The organism is Streptomyces muensis, assembly GCF_021474425.1.
In the GTDB taxonomy this organism is placed as follows: Bacteria; Actinomycetota; Actinomycetes; order Streptomycetales; family Streptomycetaceae; genus Streptomyces; species Streptomyces muensis.
Genome location: NZ_JAKEIP010000048.1, coordinates 26,952 through 45,107, shown reverse-complemented (window position 1 = coordinate 45,107; position 18,156 = coordinate 26,952). Strand labels below are relative to the sequence as shown.

Below are 18,156 nucleotides of genomic sequence, written 5' to 3'. Positions count from 1 at the left end.
CGCCGACCGCGCCCCCGGCCCAGCCCGGCCAACCCGCCCAGCCCGTCGCGGGCGACGCCACCGGCTGGTCCATGGACGAGCGGCTCTACAACCAGGTCTGGGGCATGTTCGAGGACCTGGCCCGCAGCACGGCCGCCTATCGCAGCGCGGTCGACTTCGCCGACTCCCGGATGGAGAAGGAGCTCGACCAGGTCCTGTCGGACCCGCGCAGCAGGATCGGCGGACAGGGCGACGCAGCGCGCGAGGCCGCCCAGACGAAGCACGCCCAGCTCGTCAACCAGGCCCGGGCGACCCTCGACCGCGACCTCGCCCAGCTCACCGCCGAAGTCGAGGTCGTCGAGCCCGCGCTGCCGCCCGCCTACGCGGGGTGGGACAACCCCGTCTGGCACGGCTACCGCGTACCGATGGAGATCCCCATGGCCCTGCGCCTGGGCGACCTGCATCTGCCCGAGAGCGACCGGTTGCGGATCCCGATGCTGGTCAGGCTGCCGTTGGAGCGCGGCCTGTGGATCGACAGCGGACGCGGCGCATCGCTCGACGGATCGTTCACGGACTCCCACGACCTGCGGCGCCTCGCGATGGAGACGGCGGTGGCACACGCGGCGCGGCTGCTCGCGGTCTATCCGGCGGGCGAGTTCGCCGTGCAGGTCATCGACCCGGCCGGTTCCGGCGCACAGGCACTGGTGCCGCTGGTGCAGTCCGGCGTACTCGCGGCCCCGCCCGCCCTGGGCGCGGCCGGTGTCGCGGACGTCCTCGCGCGGCTCATCGAGCGCGTCGACCTCGTGCAGATGGCGCTGCGCGGCGGAGCACCCGACTCGCTGCCGCCGGGGTTCGACACCGCACAGCAACTGCTGATCGTCAACGACTTCCCGCACGGCTTCGACGACCGGGCCGTCAACCAGCTGCGCTACCTCGCGGACGAGGGTCCGGCCGTCGGCGTTCACCTGATGATGGTCGCCGACCGGGAGGAAGCGGCCGCCTACGGCCCGTTGCTCGACCCGCTGTGGCGTTCGCTGCTGCGACTGACCCCCGTGCCGGACGATCACCTCGCCGACCCGTGGGTGGGGCACGCCTGGACCTATGAGCCCTCGCTCGTGCCGCCCGGCAGTCAGGTCCTCCACCAGGTGCTCAGCCAGGTGGCGGCGGCCCGGACCAAGTACCGGTAAAGCCACTCTGACCAGCGAACTTGGTACTTTTTTTGCCAAGCACTTTACCTTTCCTTGGTGATTGAGGTACTGTTTGTCCCACGGAGGGGAGTACTCCCTGTCTGCTGCGGCGTACCCGTCAATACGGATCAGGCCAGATCCCGGGGCGTCGGCCCATCGTGGGTGGAAGAGACCTCCGGCGCGCGACGACGCTGACATTTGCCGTTACGACTGCCGGAGGCGCAGTGGAAGTCTCGACGACCCTTTGGGTCCTGACCATCGTGGGCCTTGCCGCCCTGATCGCGGTCGATTTCTTCATCGGCCGTAAGCCGCATGACGTATCGATCAAGGAAGCCGGAATCTGGACGATCGTCTGGATCGTCCTGGCGGGCCTCTTCGGGCTCGGCCTGCTCATCTTCGGCGGCGGACAGGCCGGCGGTGAGTTCTTCGCCGGCTTCATCACCGAGAAGTCGCTGAGCGTCGACAACCTCTTCGTCTTCGTCCTGATCATGGCGAAGTTCGCGGTGCCGACCCAGTACCAGCAGCGAGTGCTGCTCGTCGGTGTCCTCATAGCCCTGGTCCTGCGAGCCATCTTCATCGCCGCGGGTGCTGCCATCCTCGCCAGCTTCGCCTGGGTGTTCTACCTCTTCGGCGCCTTCCTGATCTGGACCGCCTGGAAGCTCATCCAGGAGGCCCGGGCGGACGAGGAGGACGAGGAGTTCGAGGAGAACAAGCTGCTGAAGGCGGCCGAGCGCAGGTTCGGTGTCGCCGACCGGTACCACGGCACCAAGCTGTGGATCCAGGAGAACGGCAAGCGGGTCATGACCCCGATGCTGGTCGTGATGCTGGCGATCGGTACCACGGACGTGCTCTTCGCCCTCGACTCCATCCCGGCGATCTTCGGCCTGACGCAGGACCCGTACATCGTCTTCACCGCCAACGCCTTCGCGCTGATGGGTCTTCGGCAGCTGTACTTCCTCATCGGTGGCCTGCTGAAGAAGCTGGTCCACCTCAGCTACGGCCTGTCGATCATCCTGGGCTTCATCGGCGTCAAGCTCGTCCTGCACGCGCTGCACGAATCCGGCGTCCATGTCCCCGAGATCAGCATCCCGGTCTCGCTCGGTGTGATCTGCTCGGTCCTGATCGTCACCACGATCACCAGCCTGAGGGCCTCCAAGAAGCAGGAGGCGGCCGAGGCGGCGCAGGAGAAGAGCGAAGGCGCTCCGAAGGACAGCATCGACGTCTGACCGCGTCGGACGTAGAAAGAACCAACACCGGGGGTGGTGCCCAGCGAATTGCCGAGCACCGCTCCCGGTGCTTCGTTGGGTGCTGGGTGTTCCCGGCCGGGGACACCACGGCCGGGGGTGGAGGCACCTGTGGACGCACCCATGAAGTTCGTGCAGATCATCGACTTCGAGACCGAGCGCATCGACGAGATGCGGGAGCTGGCCCAGGAGACGGAACAGCGCCTGGCGGGCCGCAGCGGCGGTCCCACGCGCCGTCTCGTCCTCAAGGACCGGGGCCAGGCCAACCGCTACCTCGTAGTGATCGAGTTCGACTCCTACGAGGACGCCATGCGCAACAGCGACGACCCCGAGACGACCAAGTTCGCGGAGCAGATGGCCGCGCTGTGCACCAGGCCGCCGTCCTTCACGGACTGCGACGTACAGGAGACGACCGATTTCGCGTAGCGACATACGACCCACAGGGGCCCCGCATCCCGAGGGCGCGGGGCCGCCTGACCGCCACACCGACCGGAATGCGAACCCCCCGCCCCTCTGCGACGATCGCTCCATGATCGCCAGGCTCAGGCCGCTCATGACCCGGTGGACGTATGTCGTGCCGGTGCTCGCGGTCGTCCTGCTGGTCTTCACCTGGGGACGAGACCTGCCCGGCGCGGTCGTCGCGCTGGTGACCCTGGTCCTCGCGGGCGCCGTCCTGGCCGCAGTGCACCACGCCGAAGTGGTCGCACACCGGGTCGGCGAACCCTTCGGCTCCCTCGTCCTCGCGGTCGCCGTCACGATCATCGAGGTCGCCCTGATCGTGACCCTGATGGCCGACGGCGGCGACAAGAGCTCCACCCTCGCGCGGGACACCGTCTTCGCGGCCGTGATGATCACCTGCAACGGAATCGTCGGCCTGTCCCTGCTGGTCGCCTCGCTGCGGCACGGGACGGCGGTCTTCAACCCCGAGGGCACCGGAGCCGCCCTCGCGACCGTCGCCACCCTGGCCACGCTCAGCCTGGTGCTGCCGACGTTCACCACGAGCAAGCCGGGCCCGGAGTTCTCCACCGTGCAGCTGACGTTCGCCGCGGTCTCCTCGCTGATCCTCTACGGCCTGTTCGTGACGACCCAGACCGTGCGCCACCGTGACTACTTCCTCCCCATCACCCGGCAGGGCGAGGTCATCACCGTCGACGACCACGCCCACGCGCCCTCCCTCCGCACGGCCTTGATCAGCCTGGCGTTGCTGGGTCTGGCCCTGATCGGCGTGGTCGGCCTGGCCAAGGGAGTGTCGCCGACCATCGAGTCCGGGGTGGCGGCCGCCGACCTGCCGCATGCGGCCGTCGGCGTGGTCATCGCCCTGCTGGTGCTGCTCCCCGAGACGATCGCGGCGCTGCGCTCCGCGCGCCGTGACCGCGTCCAGACCAGTCTGAACCTGGCGCTCGGCTCGGCGATGGCCAGCATCGGCCTGACCATCCCCGCGGTCGCCCTGGCCTCCGTCTGGCTCTCCGGCCCGCTCGTCCTCGGTCTGGGCCCCACCCACATGGTGCTGCTCGCCCTGACGGTGGTGGTGAGCTCGCTGACGGTGGTGCCGGGGCGGGCGACGCCGCTCCAAGGCGGCGTCCACCTGGTGCTGTTCGCGGCCTACCTGGAGCTCGCGATCAACCCGTAGCCGACGCGGAGATGTTCCGGAGCCCGTCACCCGGTGGCGGGCTCCGCCGCCGCGGCCGGCACCGGACGCGTCTCGGGCAGCAGCGCGAAGCACCCCAGGCTGAGCAGCGCGAGCCCGGTCATGTACGCCCCCACGCCCCAGGGCACCCGACCGCCCTGGTCGGCGAGCGCGGTCGCCACGATCGGCGTGAGCGCGCCCCCGAGGACACCGCCGAGGTTGTAGCCCACCGCGGCGCCCGTGCAGCGCACCCGGGGCTCGTACAGCTCCGGCAGATACGCGGCGATCACCGCGAACATCGTGATGAACGCGAGCATCGCCCCGAGAAACCCGAGGAACATCAGCAGCGGCTCTCCCGTGGCGAGCAGCGCGACCATCGGGAACATCCACAGAGCCGTGGCGGTGCACCCCAGCAGACACAGCGGCCGCCGCCCGTGGAGGTCGCCGAGCCACGCCACCAGCGGGGTGAGCGAGCCCTTGACCAGCACCGCGCCCATGATGCAGGTCAGCATGACGCTGCGGCTCACACCCAGTCGCTCCGTGGCGTACGCGAGGGACCAGGTCGTCACGGCGTAGAAGACCGCGTAGCCGATCGACAGCGCCCCGGCCGTCAGCAGCACGAGCCGCCAGTGGTCGCGTACGACCTCGGCGAGCGGCACGCGCGCGTGGTCGTCGAGCTCGAGGAAGCGAGGGCTTTCGACGAGCGACGACCGCAGCCACAGCCCCACCAGCGCGAGCACCCCCGCCGCCCAGAACGGCACCCGCCATCCCCAGGCGGCGAACTGCGCCTCGGACAGCGTCGCCGACAGCCCCAGCACCACACCGTTGGCGAGCAGAAAGCCCAGCGCGGGCCCGACCTGCGGAAAACTCGACCACAGACCGCGCCGCCCGGCGGGCGCGTGCTCCACCGTCAGCAGCACGGCCCCGCCCCACTCGCCGCCGAGCCCCAGCCCCTGAAGGAAGCGCAGCACGAGCAGCAGCAGGGGAGCGGCCACCCCGATCGTGTCGTACGTCGGTACGCAGCCGACCGCGACCGTGGAGGCGCCGGTCAGCAGCAGCGAGGCGACGAGGACCGGCCGGCGTCCGTGCCGGTCCCCGATGTGCCCGAACAGCACCGACCCCAGGGGCCGCGCCACAAAGCCCACGCCGAACGTTCCGAAGGCGGCCAGGGTTCCCGCCACCGGCGAGAACGTCGGGAAGAACAGCGGTCCCAGGACCAGTGCCGCCGCGGTCCCGTAGACGAAGAAGTCGTAGAACTCGATGGCCGTCCCGGCGAGCGAGGCGGCCGCGAGCCGCAACATGGAGGGCGCCCTTACGGTGCGTACGTCGTGCATGCCGCGTCAACTACCCACAGTGATCGTGGGTTACGGGGGCGCGCGGGGGCGGTCGGGCCCCGTCAGTATGTGACGGTGACGCGCCGGGAGGGACCGTCGACGCGCACGACGCCGCCGTAAGGGATCACCAGCTGTGGGTCGGTGTGCCCGAAGTCGACGTCGAAGACGATCGTGGTGTCGGGCGCGTAGGCGCGCATGGCGCGCAGAACGGCCTCGCGCTGCTCGGCCGCGTAACGGGCGGCCTCCTCGGGGCTGTTGGGGCGCTCGAAGGACCAGGTCTTCGCGCGGCCCATCAGCAGCGCGGAGAAACGGTGCAGCAGCCCGCGCTCGCCCATGTTCCGCAGGGTGCGGAAGACCTCCTCACCGCTCGGCATCTCCTCGGAGGTCTCCAGGAACAGCACCCCGCCGTCGTACTCCGAGAGGTCGCGCGCGATCTCCCGGTCGGCCATCAGCAGCCAGCCCAGGATCTCGAGGCAGCCTCCCCAACTGCGACCCTCCACCACCCGGTCGGCGTTCACCCACGTCCAACCGTCGGCGGGCCGCGTCTCCGGCTCGGCGTCGAAGGTCGCCGGGTCGGCCCAGTCGCGGTTGACGTCGTTCCAGCGCTCGGCGGGCCTGAGTTCGTACTCGCCCGAGGTGAACAGCGCCGCCCGTAGTGACTCGGCGGTCAGCTGATCCATGGCGACGGGACGGCCCAGCGCGGTCATGACGGTCGCACCGTGGTAGCCGACCACGCCGGTGTTGCGCAGGAACATGAGCAGGTTCGTGTTGTCGCTCATCCCGAAGAACGGCTTCGGGTTCGCCCGGATCAACTCCCGGTCCAGCAAGGGCAGCACGGTGATCTGGTCGTCGCCGCCGATGGACGCCATGACGGCCTTGATGTCCGGATCGGCGAACGCGGCGTGGATGTCGTCGGCCCGCTCCTGGGGCGTCGCGCCCATCTTGCGGGTCGCCGGGTACTCGACCGGTTCGAGCTCGTAGTCCTTGCGCAGCCGCTCCAGGCCCAGTTCGAACGGGCGAGGGAAGAGGCCGGGCAAGCCCGCGCCGGGCGAGATGACGGCGACGCGGTCGCCGGGGGAGGGCTTGGGAGGATACGAGATCACGGTCATACCGCGAGGGTAGGGCGCGCGTCATGACCCGCGCACCGTGATAAACCGGGTCTGCGCAGCGGTCATGGACGGGCCGCCGCACCCCGAACGGACCGGAGGAACCGTGCCCCGCAGCCTGGCTCACGCCCCCATCATGATCCTCAACGGCCCCAACCTGAACCTGCTCGGCCAGCGCCAGCCGGAGATCTACGGCTCCGAGACCCTGGCCGACGTGGAGGCACTGTGCGCCAAGACGGCGGCCGCGCACGGCGGCACGATCGACTTCCGGCAGTCCAACCACGAGGGTGAGCTGGTCGACTGGATCCACGAGGCACGGCTGAACCACTGCGGGATCGTGATCAACCCCGGCGCCTACTCGCACACCTCCGTGGCGATCCTGGATGCGCTCAACACCTGTGACGGCCTTCCGGTGTTGGAGGTCCACATCTCCAACATCCACAAGCGCGAGTCGTTCCGGCACCACTCGTACGTCTCCTTGCGCGCCGACGGGGTCATCGCGGGGTGCGGTGTGCAGGGGTACGCGTTCGGCGTGGAGCGGGTCGCGGCGCTGGCAGGGGCGGGGCAGGCGGACACGTGACATGGCGGTGAGGGCCTGAGATGTAAGGACCGCCTCGCCATGGCAAGCGGTCCTTACAGGCGACCGGCCTCCACGATCCGCCGCAGGAAACGCTGTGTACGTTCCTGCTGCGGATCCCCGAAGATCTGCTCGGCCGTACCGCGCTCCAACACCACCCCTCCGTCCAGAAAACAAACCTGGTCGGCGACCTCCCGCGCGAACCCCATCTCGTGCGTGGCCAGCACCATCGTCATCCCGTCCGCCTTCAAGTCACGGACGACGGCGAGGACTTCGCCCACGAGCTCCGGGTCGAGAGCCGCGGTGACCTCGTCGAGCAGCAGCAGCCGGGGCCGTACGGCCAGGGCGCGCACGATCGCCACCCGCTGCTGCTGGCCGCCGCTCAGCCGGTCCGGGTACTCGTCGGCCTTGCCGACCAGCCCGAGCCGCTCCAGCAGCTCACGCGCGCGTGCCTCGGCCTCTGCCCGGGACACACCGTGCACCCGGCGCGGGGCGAGGGTGATGTTCTCCAGCACCGTCATGTGCGGGAAGAGGTTGTACGCCTGGAACACCACGCCGATACGGCGCCGTACGGCGTCCTGGTCGACGCGCGGATCGGTGATCTCCTCGCCGTCGAGCCAGATCGCACCGTCGTCGACGTCCTCCAGGAGGTTCGCGCACCGCAGCAGCGTCGACTTGCCGGAGCCGGAGGCGCCGATCAGCGCGGTCACCGTGTGCGGGGCGACCTCCAGGTCGACGTCCCGCAGTACCACCGAGTCGCCGAAGGTCTTGCGGACGGACTCCATCCGCAGCACAGGTGCGGTGTTCACTGCCGCCTCGCTCACAGGGCCCCTCCTTGGGCACGTCTACGGTCCATCCGGGCCGTCACCCAGTCGGTGAAGCGGGTCATGGGAATGGTCAGTGCCACGAAGATGAGGCCCGCGACGATGTACGGCGTGTAGTTGAGGCTGCGCCCCACGATGATGTCCGCGGCCCGTACGGCGTCCACCGCACCGCCGATGGACACCAGACCGGTGTCCTTCTGCAACGACACCAGGTCGTTCAGCAGCGGCGGCACCTGGCGGCGGACGGCCTGGGGCAGGACGACGTGCCGCAGCGCCTGCCGGTTCGTCAGTCCGAGCGAGCGCGCCGCGGCCCGCTGGGACGGATGGACGGACTCGATACCCGCGCGGAACACCTCGGCGACGTACGCCGAGTACGTCAGCGTCAGCGCCGTACCGCCCAGCAGCACCGGGTCGACCGTCACGCCCTGCAAGCGCAGCGCGGGTACTCCGAGCACGACGATCATGAGGTTAATGATGAGCGGCAGGCCCCGGAAGAAGTCCGTGTAGGCGGCCGCCAGCGCCCGTAGCGGGAAGAACACCGGGCCGCGCAGTGTGCGGGCGACGGCGATGAGCATCCCGAGGACCAGCACGGCAGCGCCACAGACCAGCAGCAGCCGGACGTTGAGCCAGAGCCCTTCGAGGACCTTGGGGAACGCCTCGCGCGCGTACTGCCCGTTGAAGAACGTCTCCTTGGTGCGCGGCCAGCCCGGAGCGTTGACCACGACCAGGTAGAGGACGACGGCCGTGACCAGGGTGGACAGGGCCGCTATCGCCGTGGCGCGCCGCGCCCGGGCACGCTTGTGGCGCTCGCGGTCGAGACGTCGCTGCGAGGGGACGTAGCCGTCGCCCTCGCCGGACCTGCCGCCGTTGTCGTCCGCGCCCTCCTGGCCGGACTCCTCCTTGGTGACCGTCACTTGAGCACCGGGGCGTCTACGGCGTCCGACAACCACTTCTGCTCCAGCTCGGCCAGGGTGCCGTCGTCGCGCAGGGTGTCCACGGCGTCCGTCACACAAGAGGTCAGGGCGCTGCCCTTGTCGAGCACGAGCCCGAACTGCTCCGCGGCGCCGCCCTGGTTCTCGAACTGGCCGACGATCGTCGCGTCCGTCACCTCGGCGGCGGTGATGTAGAAGGCGGTCGGCAGGTCGACCACGATGGCGTCGACCTGGCCGTTCTTCAGCGCGGACTTGGCCTGGTCGTTCTTGGCGTACGCGGCGGGTTCCCGCGTCGGCTTCACCACGTCGTCGATGTAGCCGAGGCTGGTGGTGCCGACCTGGGCGCCCAGCTTGAGGCCCTTCAGGTCCGCCACGCTCTTCGCCTTGGCGGCCTTGCTGTCCTTCAGCGCGATGACGGCCTGGCGGACGTCGTAGTAGCCGGAGGAGAAGTCCACGGCCTTCTTGCGCTCGTCGCTGATCGACACCTGGTTGATGTCGAAGTCGAAGGTCTTCTCGCCGGGCGCGAAGGCCTTGTTGAACGGCACGCTCTGCCAGACGACGGCACTCCTGTCGTAGCCGAGCTGCTTCGCCACGGCGTACGCCACGGCCGACTCGAAGCCTTCACCGTTGGCCGGCTTGTCGTCCTTGAACCAGGGTTCGTACGCCGGCTCGTCGGTGGCGATCGTCAGCTTGCCGGAGGTCTTGGTGGCCAACTCGCCCTTGGCGCAGGTGTTCCCGCCGGACCCCGACGGTGTGTCGGCGGCCTTCTCGTCCGGCTGTGGAGCACAGCCGACAGCGGTGGCGAGCAGGGAGGTCGTGGCGACGGCGACGGCAACGGTGTGGCGCAGCGTGCGAGCGGCGAGAGGCATGGCGGGAGATTGTCAGGACAGCGTCGTGTTTGTCGAGGTCACGACGGCCGGTTTCCGCATAGTGGGAACGGGTGTTGCGTTCTTGTGAACACTTCCCTCTGCCTGTGAACACTTCCCTCGGCAGCCGCCGGGGCCGCCGGCCGAGGGCGGGGATTGAAGGCCGGCGGCCCGTACCGCTCAGGAGCCGTCATCCTGTGCGGGGCTCCTTCCAGTTGACTGCGCAACTACGTACGCCGGGAGCGCGCGCATGGCACCGGCGCGTGTGAAGGATTCACACGGGGCGCGTGCGCGGGGCACGCACGGCGCGCGTGCTCACCGAGCCCGCGGTTCACCAGCTCCGCGGTCACCAGCCCCGCGCGTGCCACTCCGGCAGATGCGGCCGCTCCGCGCCCAGCGACGTGTCGTTGCCGTGCCCGGGGTAGACCCATGTCTCGTCCGGCAGGACGTCGAAGATCTTCGTCTCCACGTCGTGGATCAGACTGGCGAACGCCTTCGGGTCCTTGCGGGTGTTGCCCACACCGCCCGGGAACAGACAGTCCCCGGTGAACACATGGGGATGTCCGTGCGGGTCGTCGTAGACCAGCGCGATGGAGCCGGGCGTGTGCCCGACCAGATGGCGCGCGGTGAGTTCCACGTGCCCCACCCGGATGACGTCGCCGTCGTCGACCAGGACGTCGGTCGGCACCGGGATGCCGTCGGCGTCCTCCCGGCCGGCGTACGTGCGCGCGCCGCTGGCCTCGACGACCGCGGCGAGCGCCTGCCAGTGGTCGCCGTGCTGGTGCGTGGTGACGACGGACGCGATGCCGTCGTCACCGATCATGCCGATCAGCGTGTCCGCGTCGTTGGCGGCATCGATGAGCAGTTGCTCGTCCGTGGCCCGGCAGCGCAGCAGATAGGCGTTGTTGTTCATCGGGCCGACCGCGATCTTGGTGATCATCAGGTCCTTGAGCTCATGCACGTCGGCGGGGCCACCGACCGTCACCTGTCCGCTGTACGTCATGTCGGCAGCCTATAGCGGCGGAGCGGCCCAGGGGCTGTCCAGCCGCTACGGCGACAGCACGGCCCCCTGGAAGGAGCGCCGGGCGACTACAGCGGGGGCAGCGACGGCAGGGTGCCGCCTTCCACGGTCAGCCCGGCCCCGTCGCGGCGCCCGGCGAGCCAGCCGAGCAGATCCGGGCCGGGACCTCGGACGGTGATCTCCGCAGCGCCCGCCTCCCGGCCCGTGCTCCACGCACGCGTGCCGTCCGTCAGACGGGTCGGCGGGACATCGGGGTGTCCGGAGAACCGCTCGGCGAGGAAGTCGATCTCCCGCTCCACGAACTCCGCCGGCAGATCCTCCAGCTCGTACCCGATCCCGAGATCCACATGGTGCAGCTCCACCTCGACCCACCGCCGGAACGGCACCCGGGCCGCCGCGTCGGTGACCCCGTTGCGCAGCTCCACGGTGCGGGACCAGTCCGCGGGCGCCGCCCCCGTCTCCTGGAAACGGGCCGCGCTCTCTCGTACGTCGGTGAGCTGGACGCCGAGAGGTCGCGGGGCGTCCCGCTCGATGTCGGCGTCCCTCGCCGTGGCCGAGGCGTACATGGGGCGCCCGTCGAGGACGTTCACGAGGGCGTCCGCGTTACGGGCGACATGGGCGAGGACATGGCCACGGCTCCAGCCCGGAAGCCGTGACGGCTCGGCCACCGACACGTTGTCCATCTTGGCCGCTGCGGTGAGCAGCCGTTCCGTCGCTTCACGTACAGACACCAGGTCACGAGCGTGATCAATCATGGTGCTGACATTAGTCCCGCCACACCTTTGGGTGAAGGTGGTGAACGAGTGCCGTAAATCGAATGCGCGTGCTATAGGGTCGGTCCTGACGTCGGGCATGCTGGATGGCCGGGGATTGTTGTCGCATCCGGGAAACCGACCGGCGTTGTCAGTGGCTCCCCCTAGTCTGAAAACCACGGGGGCCTCGAAGCCGAGAACACACGGGGGCCTCGCCCCCTGTCACTTCTCTCAAGAAAGGTGCGGACCGGCGTGGCCGACCGTCTCATCGTCCGTGGCGCGCGCGAGCACAACCTCAAGAATGTCTCGCTCGACCTGCCGCGCGACTCGCTCATCGTCTTCACGGGCCTGTCAGGGTCGGGCAAGTCCTCGCTGGCCTTCGACACCATCTTCGCCGAGGGACAGCGGCGCTACGTGGAGTCACTGTCCTCGTACGCCCGGCAGTTCCTCGGCCAGATGGACAAGCCCGATGTCGACTTCATCGAGGGACTGTCCCCGGCGGTCTCCATCGACCAGAAGTCGACCTCGCGCAACCCGCGCTCGACAGTCGGCACCATCACCGAGGTCTACGACTATCTGCGGCTGCTCTTCGCGCGCATCGGCAAGCCCCACTGCCCCCAGTGCGGCCGCCCGATCTCGCGCCAGTCGCCGCAGGCCATCGTCGACAAGGTCCTGGAGCTGCCGGAGGGGAGCCGCTTCCAGGTGCTGTCGCCGCTGGTGCGCGAGCGCAAGGGCGAGTTCGTCGATCTCTTCGCCGACCTCCAGACCAAGGGCTACTCCCGCGCGCGCGTGGACGGCGAGACGATCCAGCTGTCCAGCCCGCCGACGCTGAAGAAGCAGGAGAAGCACACCATCGAGGTGGTCGTCGACCGTCTCACGGTGAAGGACTCCGCCAAGCGCCGGCTCACCGACTCCGTGGAGACCGCCCTCGGCCTGTCCGGCGGCATGGTCGTGCTCGACTTCGTCGACCTCCCCGCGGACGACCCCGAGCGCGAGCGCATGTACTCGGAGCACCTGTACTGCGCGTACGACGACCTGTCCTTCGAGGAGCTGGAGCCGCGCTCCTTCTCCTTCAACTCGCCCTTCGGCGCCTGCCCCGAGTGCACCGGTATCGGCACGCGCATGGAGGTCGACCCCGAGCTGATCGTCCCGGACGAGGACAAGTCCCTCGACGAGGGCGCCATCCACCCCTGGTCGCACGGCCACACCAAGGACTACTTCGGCCGCCTGATCGGCGCCCTCGCCGACGCGCTGGGATTCCGGACGGACATCCCCTTCGCGGGCCTGCCGCAGCGCGCCAAGAAGGCCCTGCTCCACGGCCACAAGACGCAGATCGAGGTCCGGTACCGCAACCGGTACGGCCGCGAGCGTGTCTACACGACGCCGTTCGAAGGGGCCGTCCCCTTCGTCAAGCGCCGGCACAGCGAGGCCGAGAGCGACGCCAGCCGCGAGCGCTTCGAGGGCTATATGCGCGAGGTGCCCTGCCCCACCTGTGAGGGCACGCGCCTGAAGCCGATCGTCCTCGCGGTCACGATCATGGAGAAGTCGATCGCCGAGGTCTCGGCGATGTCCATCAGCGACTGCGCGGACTTCCTGGGCAAGCTGAAGCTCAACGCCCGCGACAAGAAGATCGCCGAACGCGTGCTGAAGGAGGTCAACGAGCGGCTGCGGTTCCTGGTCGACGTCGGCCTGGACTACCTCTCGCTGAACCGCGCGGCGGGCACCCTCTCCGGCGGCGAGGCCCAGCGCATCCGCCTCGCCACCCAGATCGGCTCCGGACTCGTGGGTGTGCTGTACGTCCTCGACGAGCCGTCCATCGGTCTGCACCAGCGCGACAACCACCGGCTGATCGAGACCCTCGTCCGGCTGCGCGACATGGGCAACACGCTCATCGTCGTCGAGCACGACGAGGACACCATCAAGGTCGCCGACTGGATCGTCGACATCGGCCCCGGCGCCGGTGAGCACGGCGGCAAGGTCGTCCACAGCGGCTCCCTGAAGGAGCTGCTCGCCAACGCCGAGTCGCAGACCGGCCAGTACCTGTCCGGCAAGAAGGCCATCCCGCTGCCCGACATCCGCCGCCCGCAGGACCCGACCCGGCGGCTCACCGTGCACGGAGCGCGGGAGAACAACCTCCAGGACATCGACGTCTCGTTCCCGCTGGGTGTGTTCACCGCGGTCACGGGCGTGTCCGGATCCGGCAAGTCGACGCTGGTCAACGACATCCTGTACACGCACCTGGCGCGCGAGCTCAACGGCGCGCGCAACGTCCCCGGGCGGCACACGCGCGTGGACGGCGACGACCTCGTCGACAAGGTCGTACACGTCGACCAGTCGCCCATCGGCCGCACCCCGCGCTCGAACCCGGCGACCTACACCGGTGTCTTCGACCACATCCGCAAGCTGTTCGCCGAGACGACCGAGGCGAAGGTCCGCGGCTACATGCCGGGCCGGTTCTCCTTCAACGTCAAGGGCGGCCGCTGCGAGAACTGCGCGGGCGACGGCACGATCAAGATCGAGATGAACTTCCTCCCGGACGTCTACGTCCCGTGCGAGGTCTGCCACGGTGCCCGGTACAACCGGGAGACCCTGGAGGTCCACTACAAGGGCAAGTCCATCTCCGAGGTCCTGAACATGCCGATCGAGGAGGCTATGGACTTCTTCGAGGCCGTCCCGGCGATCAACCGTCACCTCAAGACGCTGAACGACGTCGGTCTCGGCTACGTCCGGCTCGGCCAGTCCGCGACCACCCTGTCCGGCGGTGAGGCCCAGCGAGTGAAGCTCGCCAGCGAGCTCCAGAAGCGCTCCACAGGCCGCACGGTCTACGTCCTCGACGAGCCGACCACCGGTCTGCACTTCGAGGACATCAGCAAGCTGCTGACGGTTCTGGCCGGCCTCGTCGACAAGGGCAACACGGTCATCGTCATCGAGCACAACCTCGATGTGATCAAGACGGCCGACTGGGTCGTGGACATGGGTCCCGAGGGCGGCGCCGGCGGTGGCCTCGTCATCGCCGAGGGCACACCCGAGGAGGTCGCAGCGGTCCCGACCAGCCACACCGGCAAGTTCCTGCGCGAGATCCTCGGCGCCGACCGGATCAGCGACGCGGCCTCGGTGAAGGCCCCGCGCAAGGCGGCGGCCAAGAAGACCGTCGCGGCGGCGTCGACGGCGAAGAAGACGGCGACGGCCAGGACCACGAAGACGGCCAACAACAAGGCCACCGGCAAGGCCGCCGGAGTCACCAAGAAGGCGGCAGCGGCGACCAAGGCGACGCCCGCGAAGAAGACGACGCGGGCCCGCAAGGCCTGACGTCCGCGAGCCACGAGCCACAGGTCACGAACGTCAGGCCACGGGCCACGAGTCCGAACAATTCCAGAAAAGCGCGGCGCCCCGTGGGAACTCCCCGCGGGGCGCCGCGCGTTGGATCATCAGCGGCCCGATCGCTGCGGCCATGACGAACCTTGACTGCTCAACAGTGGAACGGAAGAGAGCGGAACGCCTCCTAGAAGTCCCCCAGTTCGGAGGCGTACGGCGGCTCGGCGCCCGCCCGGGAACAGGTGATCGCGGCAGCCCGCGCCGCGAACCGCAGCAGCCGTGTCCAGCCGTCGGCGCCCAGTCCCGCGAGCGCCTCGGCGGACAGGCGGTCCTGGGCGGCCAGGCCGTGCAGCAGGGCCGCGTTCACGGTGTCGCCCGCACCGATCGTGTCCACGACGTCCACCTCCTCGCCCGGAACGGAGTGCACGGCGCCGTCCCGTGTGAAGGCCGTCAGCCCGTCGCCGCCGTGGGTGATCACAACGGCCGCAGGTCCCGCGGCCAGCCATTCACGCGGCGTGCCGCCCAGCCACAGCGCGTCCTCCTCGGAGAGCTTGAGCAGCGACACCGAGGGAAGCCAGCTCTTGAACCGTGCCCGGTAGCCGTCCGGGTCGGGAATGAGTCCGGCCCGGATGTTCGGGTCGAGCGCGGTGAACACCCCTTGCGCGGCCGCGCTCCGCATCAGCTCCTCATAGGCGCTCGCCCCCGGTTCCAGGACGAGCGAGCAGGTACCGAAGGAGACCGCGCGTGTCGCCGCGGGCAGCTCCGAAGGTGCCGTGAAGAGCCGGTCGGCGGTGCCCTCGACGTAGAAGGAGTAGGCGGCCGAGCCGTGCGCGTCGATGGTGGCGACCGCGAGGGTCGTCGGCTCCATGCCGCGCTGCACGGCCGACACGTCCACCCCGGCCTCCCGCAGCCCGTCGAGCAGGGCCTCACCGAAGGCGTCGTAGGAGGTGCGCGAGCAGAACGCGGTGGGGGAGCCGAGGCGACCGAGGGCCACGGCGGTGTTGTAGGGGCCGCCGCCGAGCGCCGGCTTCAGGCCCGCGAGGGCGCCCGTGCCCTGCGGTACCAGGTCGATCAGGGCCTCACCGGCGACGACGATCACGAGATGGTTCCTTTCACGGACGTCAGGGGCTGTTCGGGGCACCCACATGAGGTGCGGTGCACAAAGGCGCAAGGGAGCCGCAAGGTCCGGGCGGGCAGGTCCGGTGCGGCGAGGCGGTCCAGGAGCACGCGGACAGCCTGGGCGCCGATCTCCCTGCTGGGCTGGGCTATCGCGGTGAGCCTGGGCGAGAACAGGTCGGCCCAGGCGAAGTCGTCGAAGCAGCACAACGCGATGTCGTCGGGCACGGACATGCCGTGGCCGCGCAGGGCGCGCAGGGCGCCGATGGTCATGGCGTTGTTGGCGGTGACCAGCGCGGTGGGAGGCGAGGCGAGTGACAGCAGCGCGGCGGTGGCACGCTCGGCACCGGCGGACTCGGAGTCGCCGTGGACGACGAGGCGGTCGTCGTACCCGAGCCCGGCCGTCGCCAGGCCGTCCCGGTATCCGGTGAGCCGCTCGCCGGTGGTGCTGAGTCCCGGCAGACCGGCGACCAGGGCGATCCGACGGTGACCGAGGCCGGCGAGATGGGTCACCAACTGGGCCATGGGCCCGGCGCTGTCGGCGCAGACCTGGTCGAACCGCGTCGTGCCGTCCGCCGGGGCGTCGACCACGCGGTCGAGGAGGACGGTCGGCACCTTGTGACGCCCGAGGTAGGCGAGGAGCTCGCGCGGGTCGGCCGAGGGCGCGACGATCATGCCGTCCACGCGGCGTTCGTGCAGGAGCTGGACGACCTTGCGTTCATGCTCCGGATCGTCGTGCGGGTCCGCGATGAGCAGGCTGTAGCCGTGTTCCAGGGCGCCGGCCTCGACGCCCTGGAGTATCTCCGTGAAGTACGGGTTGCTGATCGCCGAGACCGCGAGCCCGATGGACCGGGTGCGGGATGTCACCAGGGAGCGGGCGAGGGTGTTGGGCGTGTAGCCCAGCTCGTCCATGGCCTCCAGCACCGCCTGCCGGGTGTGGGGCAGCACCGGCCGGGTGCCGTTCAGCACATGCGAGACGGTCGCCACGGACACACCTGCGCTCCGCGCGACGTCCGCCATGGTGGCCATCGAGATCCCCTCCTGTGCCGCGCCCCTCCCTGGGCAGCCGCGGTTCCTCTGGCCGGGAAGGTATCCCATCCAGCGCCGGACGTAAACGCTTGCGCAATCGTTTACGTGCCGGAGCTCGACCGGTGCGGGGAGGGCAAGGGGCCATGGCCAGGGAGGCATGGCCAGGGGCATGCGGCTCAGAAAGCGGTGGTCAGCCGTGCCGAGGTGGCTGGAACCGTCGGCTGTGCCGAGCCGTGGGAACACCGGGGCAGCACAGGCGCGGCTGGAGGCGCCCGCTCACTCCCACTCCCACCCGATGCCCACGATCCCCGTCCGCACCCGGGGCTCGACCAGATGGACGGACCGGTGCAGACCGCTGAGGGCGAGTCCCTGGCGGCCACTACGCGGAGCCGCCGCCGAGTGCTGGGAGAAGCGGTGGCAGTGGACGGGGAGGGTGTTCTCGGCGAAGCGGACCTGGAGGGCGTACTGGCCGCCCGCGAGCGGGAACCCACGGGCGTACTCGCGGGACACGCCGGCCGTCCCGTCCTCGACGCCGTGCCGGAAGAGGTGGGTCTCGCCCGCCCGCAGCCGAGTGCCGAAGAGCAGCTCGGCCACGAGGACACCGGTTTCCTCGTGCCACCGGACCCGGCCGGTGCGACAATTCTCCAGGGCGTGCACCGTCATGCGCTCCGGCGCGCATCCGGGGTCGCCGTGGTGGACGGCGACGTAGCGGTCCACACCGTCCTTGTGGGCACGCACGATGTGGTGCGACTCGCGGCCCGCCAGCTCGCGGCGGGCCCCGATCCGTACCCGCTCATGGTGGGCGAGGGTGTGCAGACCACCGTCCATCGGCCAGTCCAGCTCGGCCAGCAAACGCTCCAGGACACCCGAGGCCTCCACCAGGGAGCGATAGGAACGCGCCGCCGGCCGCTGGAGGCCGGAGTGGTCGTCGACCTCGGCGAGCAGTCGGATCAGTGACTCCTCCGGCAGCTGGAGGATCTCCTCCAGCGCGCGTACCGCACGCAGCGACTCGGGGCGCTGCGGCCTGCGGGCGCCCTGCTGCCAGTAGCTCAGGCTGGTGACGCCGACCTTCACACCGCGACGGGACAGATGGTGCTGCACGCGTTGCAGCGGCAGTCCCCGGGCGGCTATCGCGGCGCGCAGGGCGACATGGAAGGGGCCGCCTCGCAGGGCCGTGTCCAGTTCCGCGGTGACGATGGCGGGGATGTCCACGTGCTGTGTTGCGTGCGGCATGCAGGGGCCTTTCT

15 protein-coding genes and 1 pseudogene are annotated in these 18,156 nt (G+C 69.8%); 6 read left to right on the top strand and 10 right to left on the bottom strand.

Annotated features, from left to right (window positions below):
- The 4 genes and pseudogenes from L0P92_RS15035 to L0P92_RS15020 all read left to right on the top strand — a co-directional run.
- A pseudogene (locus L0P92_RS15035) lies at nucleotides 1–1,166 on the top strand (TerD family protein); the annotation flags it as partial.
- Nucleotides 1,167–1,390: 224 nt separating this feature from the next.
- Nucleotides 1,391–2,392: a TerC/Alx family metal homeostasis membrane protein gene (locus L0P92_RS15030; protein ID WP_234763199.1), complete on the top strand. Its 1,002-nt coding sequence runs from the start codon at nucleotides 1,391–1,393 to the stop codon at nucleotides 2,390–2,392.
- 141 nt (nucleotides 2,393–2,533) lie between these two features.
- Nucleotides 2,534–2,836, top strand: coding sequence for a hypothetical protein (locus tag L0P92_RS15025; protein WP_234763202.1), 303 nt, complete (start codon nucleotides 2,534–2,536; stop codon nucleotides 2,834–2,836).
- A gap of 103 nt (nucleotides 2,837–2,939) precedes the next feature.
- Nucleotides 2,940–4,040 (top strand): calcium:cation antiporter, encoded by a 1,101-nt coding sequence (locus L0P92_RS15020; protein ID WP_234763196.1) that lies wholly within the window; start codon nucleotides 2,940–2,942, stop codon nucleotides 4,038–4,040.
- 26 nt (nucleotides 4,041–4,066) lie between these two features.
- Here L0P92_RS15020 and L0P92_RS15015 read toward each other — a convergent pair whose 3' ends face one another.
- Together L0P92_RS15015 and L0P92_RS15010 are read right to left on the bottom strand one after the other, a co-directional pair.
- On the bottom strand, nucleotides 4,067–5,338 hold the full coding sequence (locus L0P92_RS15015; protein ID WP_234763194.1) for an MFS transporter: 1,272 nt from the start codon (nucleotides 5,336–5,338) through the stop codon (nucleotides 4,067–4,069).
- A 95-nt stretch (nucleotides 5,339–5,433) separates the two neighbouring features.
- On the bottom strand, nucleotides 5,434–6,480 hold the full coding sequence (locus tag L0P92_RS15010; protein WP_234763192.1) for a S66 family peptidase: 1,047 nt from the start codon (nucleotides 6,478–6,480) through the stop codon (nucleotides 5,434–5,436).
- A gap of 103 nt (nucleotides 6,481–6,583) precedes the next feature.
- On the opposite strand from L0P92_RS15010, the gene aroQ reads away from it, so the two are divergent.
- Entirely contained in the window at nucleotides 6,584–7,057 is a 474-nt protein-coding gene (gene aroQ / locus L0P92_RS15005) for a type II 3-dehydroquinate dehydratase (RefSeq protein ID WP_234763190.1), read from the top strand.
- 53 nt (nucleotides 7,058–7,110) lie between these two features.
- On the opposite strand, the gene L0P92_RS15000 is transcribed toward aroQ, so the two are convergent.
- From L0P92_RS15000 to L0P92_RS14980, 5 genes are all read right to left on the bottom strand, one after another.
- On the bottom strand, nucleotides 7,111–7,839 hold the full coding sequence (locus L0P92_RS15000; protein WP_237695634.1) for an amino acid ABC transporter ATP-binding protein: 729 nt from the start codon (nucleotides 7,837–7,839) through the stop codon (nucleotides 7,111–7,113).
- A gap of 35 nt (nucleotides 7,840–7,874) precedes the next feature.
- A complete protein-coding gene (locus tag L0P92_RS14995) occupies nucleotides 7,875–8,792 on the bottom strand; it encodes an amino acid ABC transporter permease (RefSeq protein ID WP_234763188.1) in 918 nt (305 codons plus the stop codon).
- Nucleotides 8,789–9,679: an ABC transporter substrate-binding protein gene (locus L0P92_RS14990; RefSeq protein WP_234763187.1), complete on the bottom strand. Its 891-nt coding sequence runs from the start codon at nucleotides 9,677–9,679 to the stop codon at nucleotides 8,789–8,791. The genes L0P92_RS14995 and L0P92_RS14990 overlap by 4 nt, the downstream gene beginning before the upstream one ends.
- 343 nt (nucleotides 9,680–10,022) lie before the next feature.
- A complete protein-coding gene (locus L0P92_RS14985; RefSeq protein WP_234763185.1) occupies nucleotides 10,023–10,679 on the bottom strand; it encodes an MBL fold metallo-hydrolase in 657 nt (218 codons plus the stop codon).
- Between the two features lie 86 nt (nucleotides 10,680–10,765).
- Entirely contained in the window at nucleotides 10,766–11,452 is a 687-nt protein-coding gene (locus tag L0P92_RS14980) for a maleylpyruvate isomerase family mycothiol-dependent enzyme (protein ID WP_234763184.1), read from the bottom strand.
- Nucleotides 11,453–11,701: 249 nt separating this feature from the next.
- Between L0P92_RS14980 and uvrA the strand changes: the two genes are divergently transcribed.
- On the top strand, nucleotides 11,702–14,758 hold the full coding sequence (uvrA, locus tag L0P92_RS14975; protein WP_234763182.1) for an excinuclease ABC subunit UvrA: 3,057 nt from the start codon (nucleotides 11,702–11,704) through the stop codon (nucleotides 14,756–14,758).
- 193 nt (nucleotides 14,759–14,951) lie between these two features.
- Here the strand turns inward: uvrA and L0P92_RS14970 are convergent, their stop codons facing one another.
- From L0P92_RS14970 to L0P92_RS14960, 3 genes are all read right to left on the bottom strand, one after another.
- Entirely contained in the window at nucleotides 14,952–15,863 is a 912-nt protein-coding gene (locus tag L0P92_RS14970; RefSeq protein ID WP_234763180.1) for a carbohydrate kinase family protein, read from the bottom strand.
- Nucleotides 15,860–16,909, bottom strand: coding sequence for a LacI family DNA-binding transcriptional regulator (locus L0P92_RS14965; protein WP_234763178.1), 1,050 nt, complete (start codon nucleotides 16,907–16,909; stop codon nucleotides 15,860–15,862). The genes L0P92_RS14970 and L0P92_RS14965 overlap by 4 nt, the downstream gene beginning before the upstream one ends.
- Nucleotides 16,910–17,185: 276 nt before the next feature.
- Entirely contained in the window at nucleotides 17,186–18,142 is a 957-nt protein-coding gene (locus L0P92_RS14960; protein WP_234763176.1) for a hypothetical protein, read from the bottom strand.
- Between the last annotated feature and the right edge of the window lie 14 nt (nucleotides 18,143–18,156).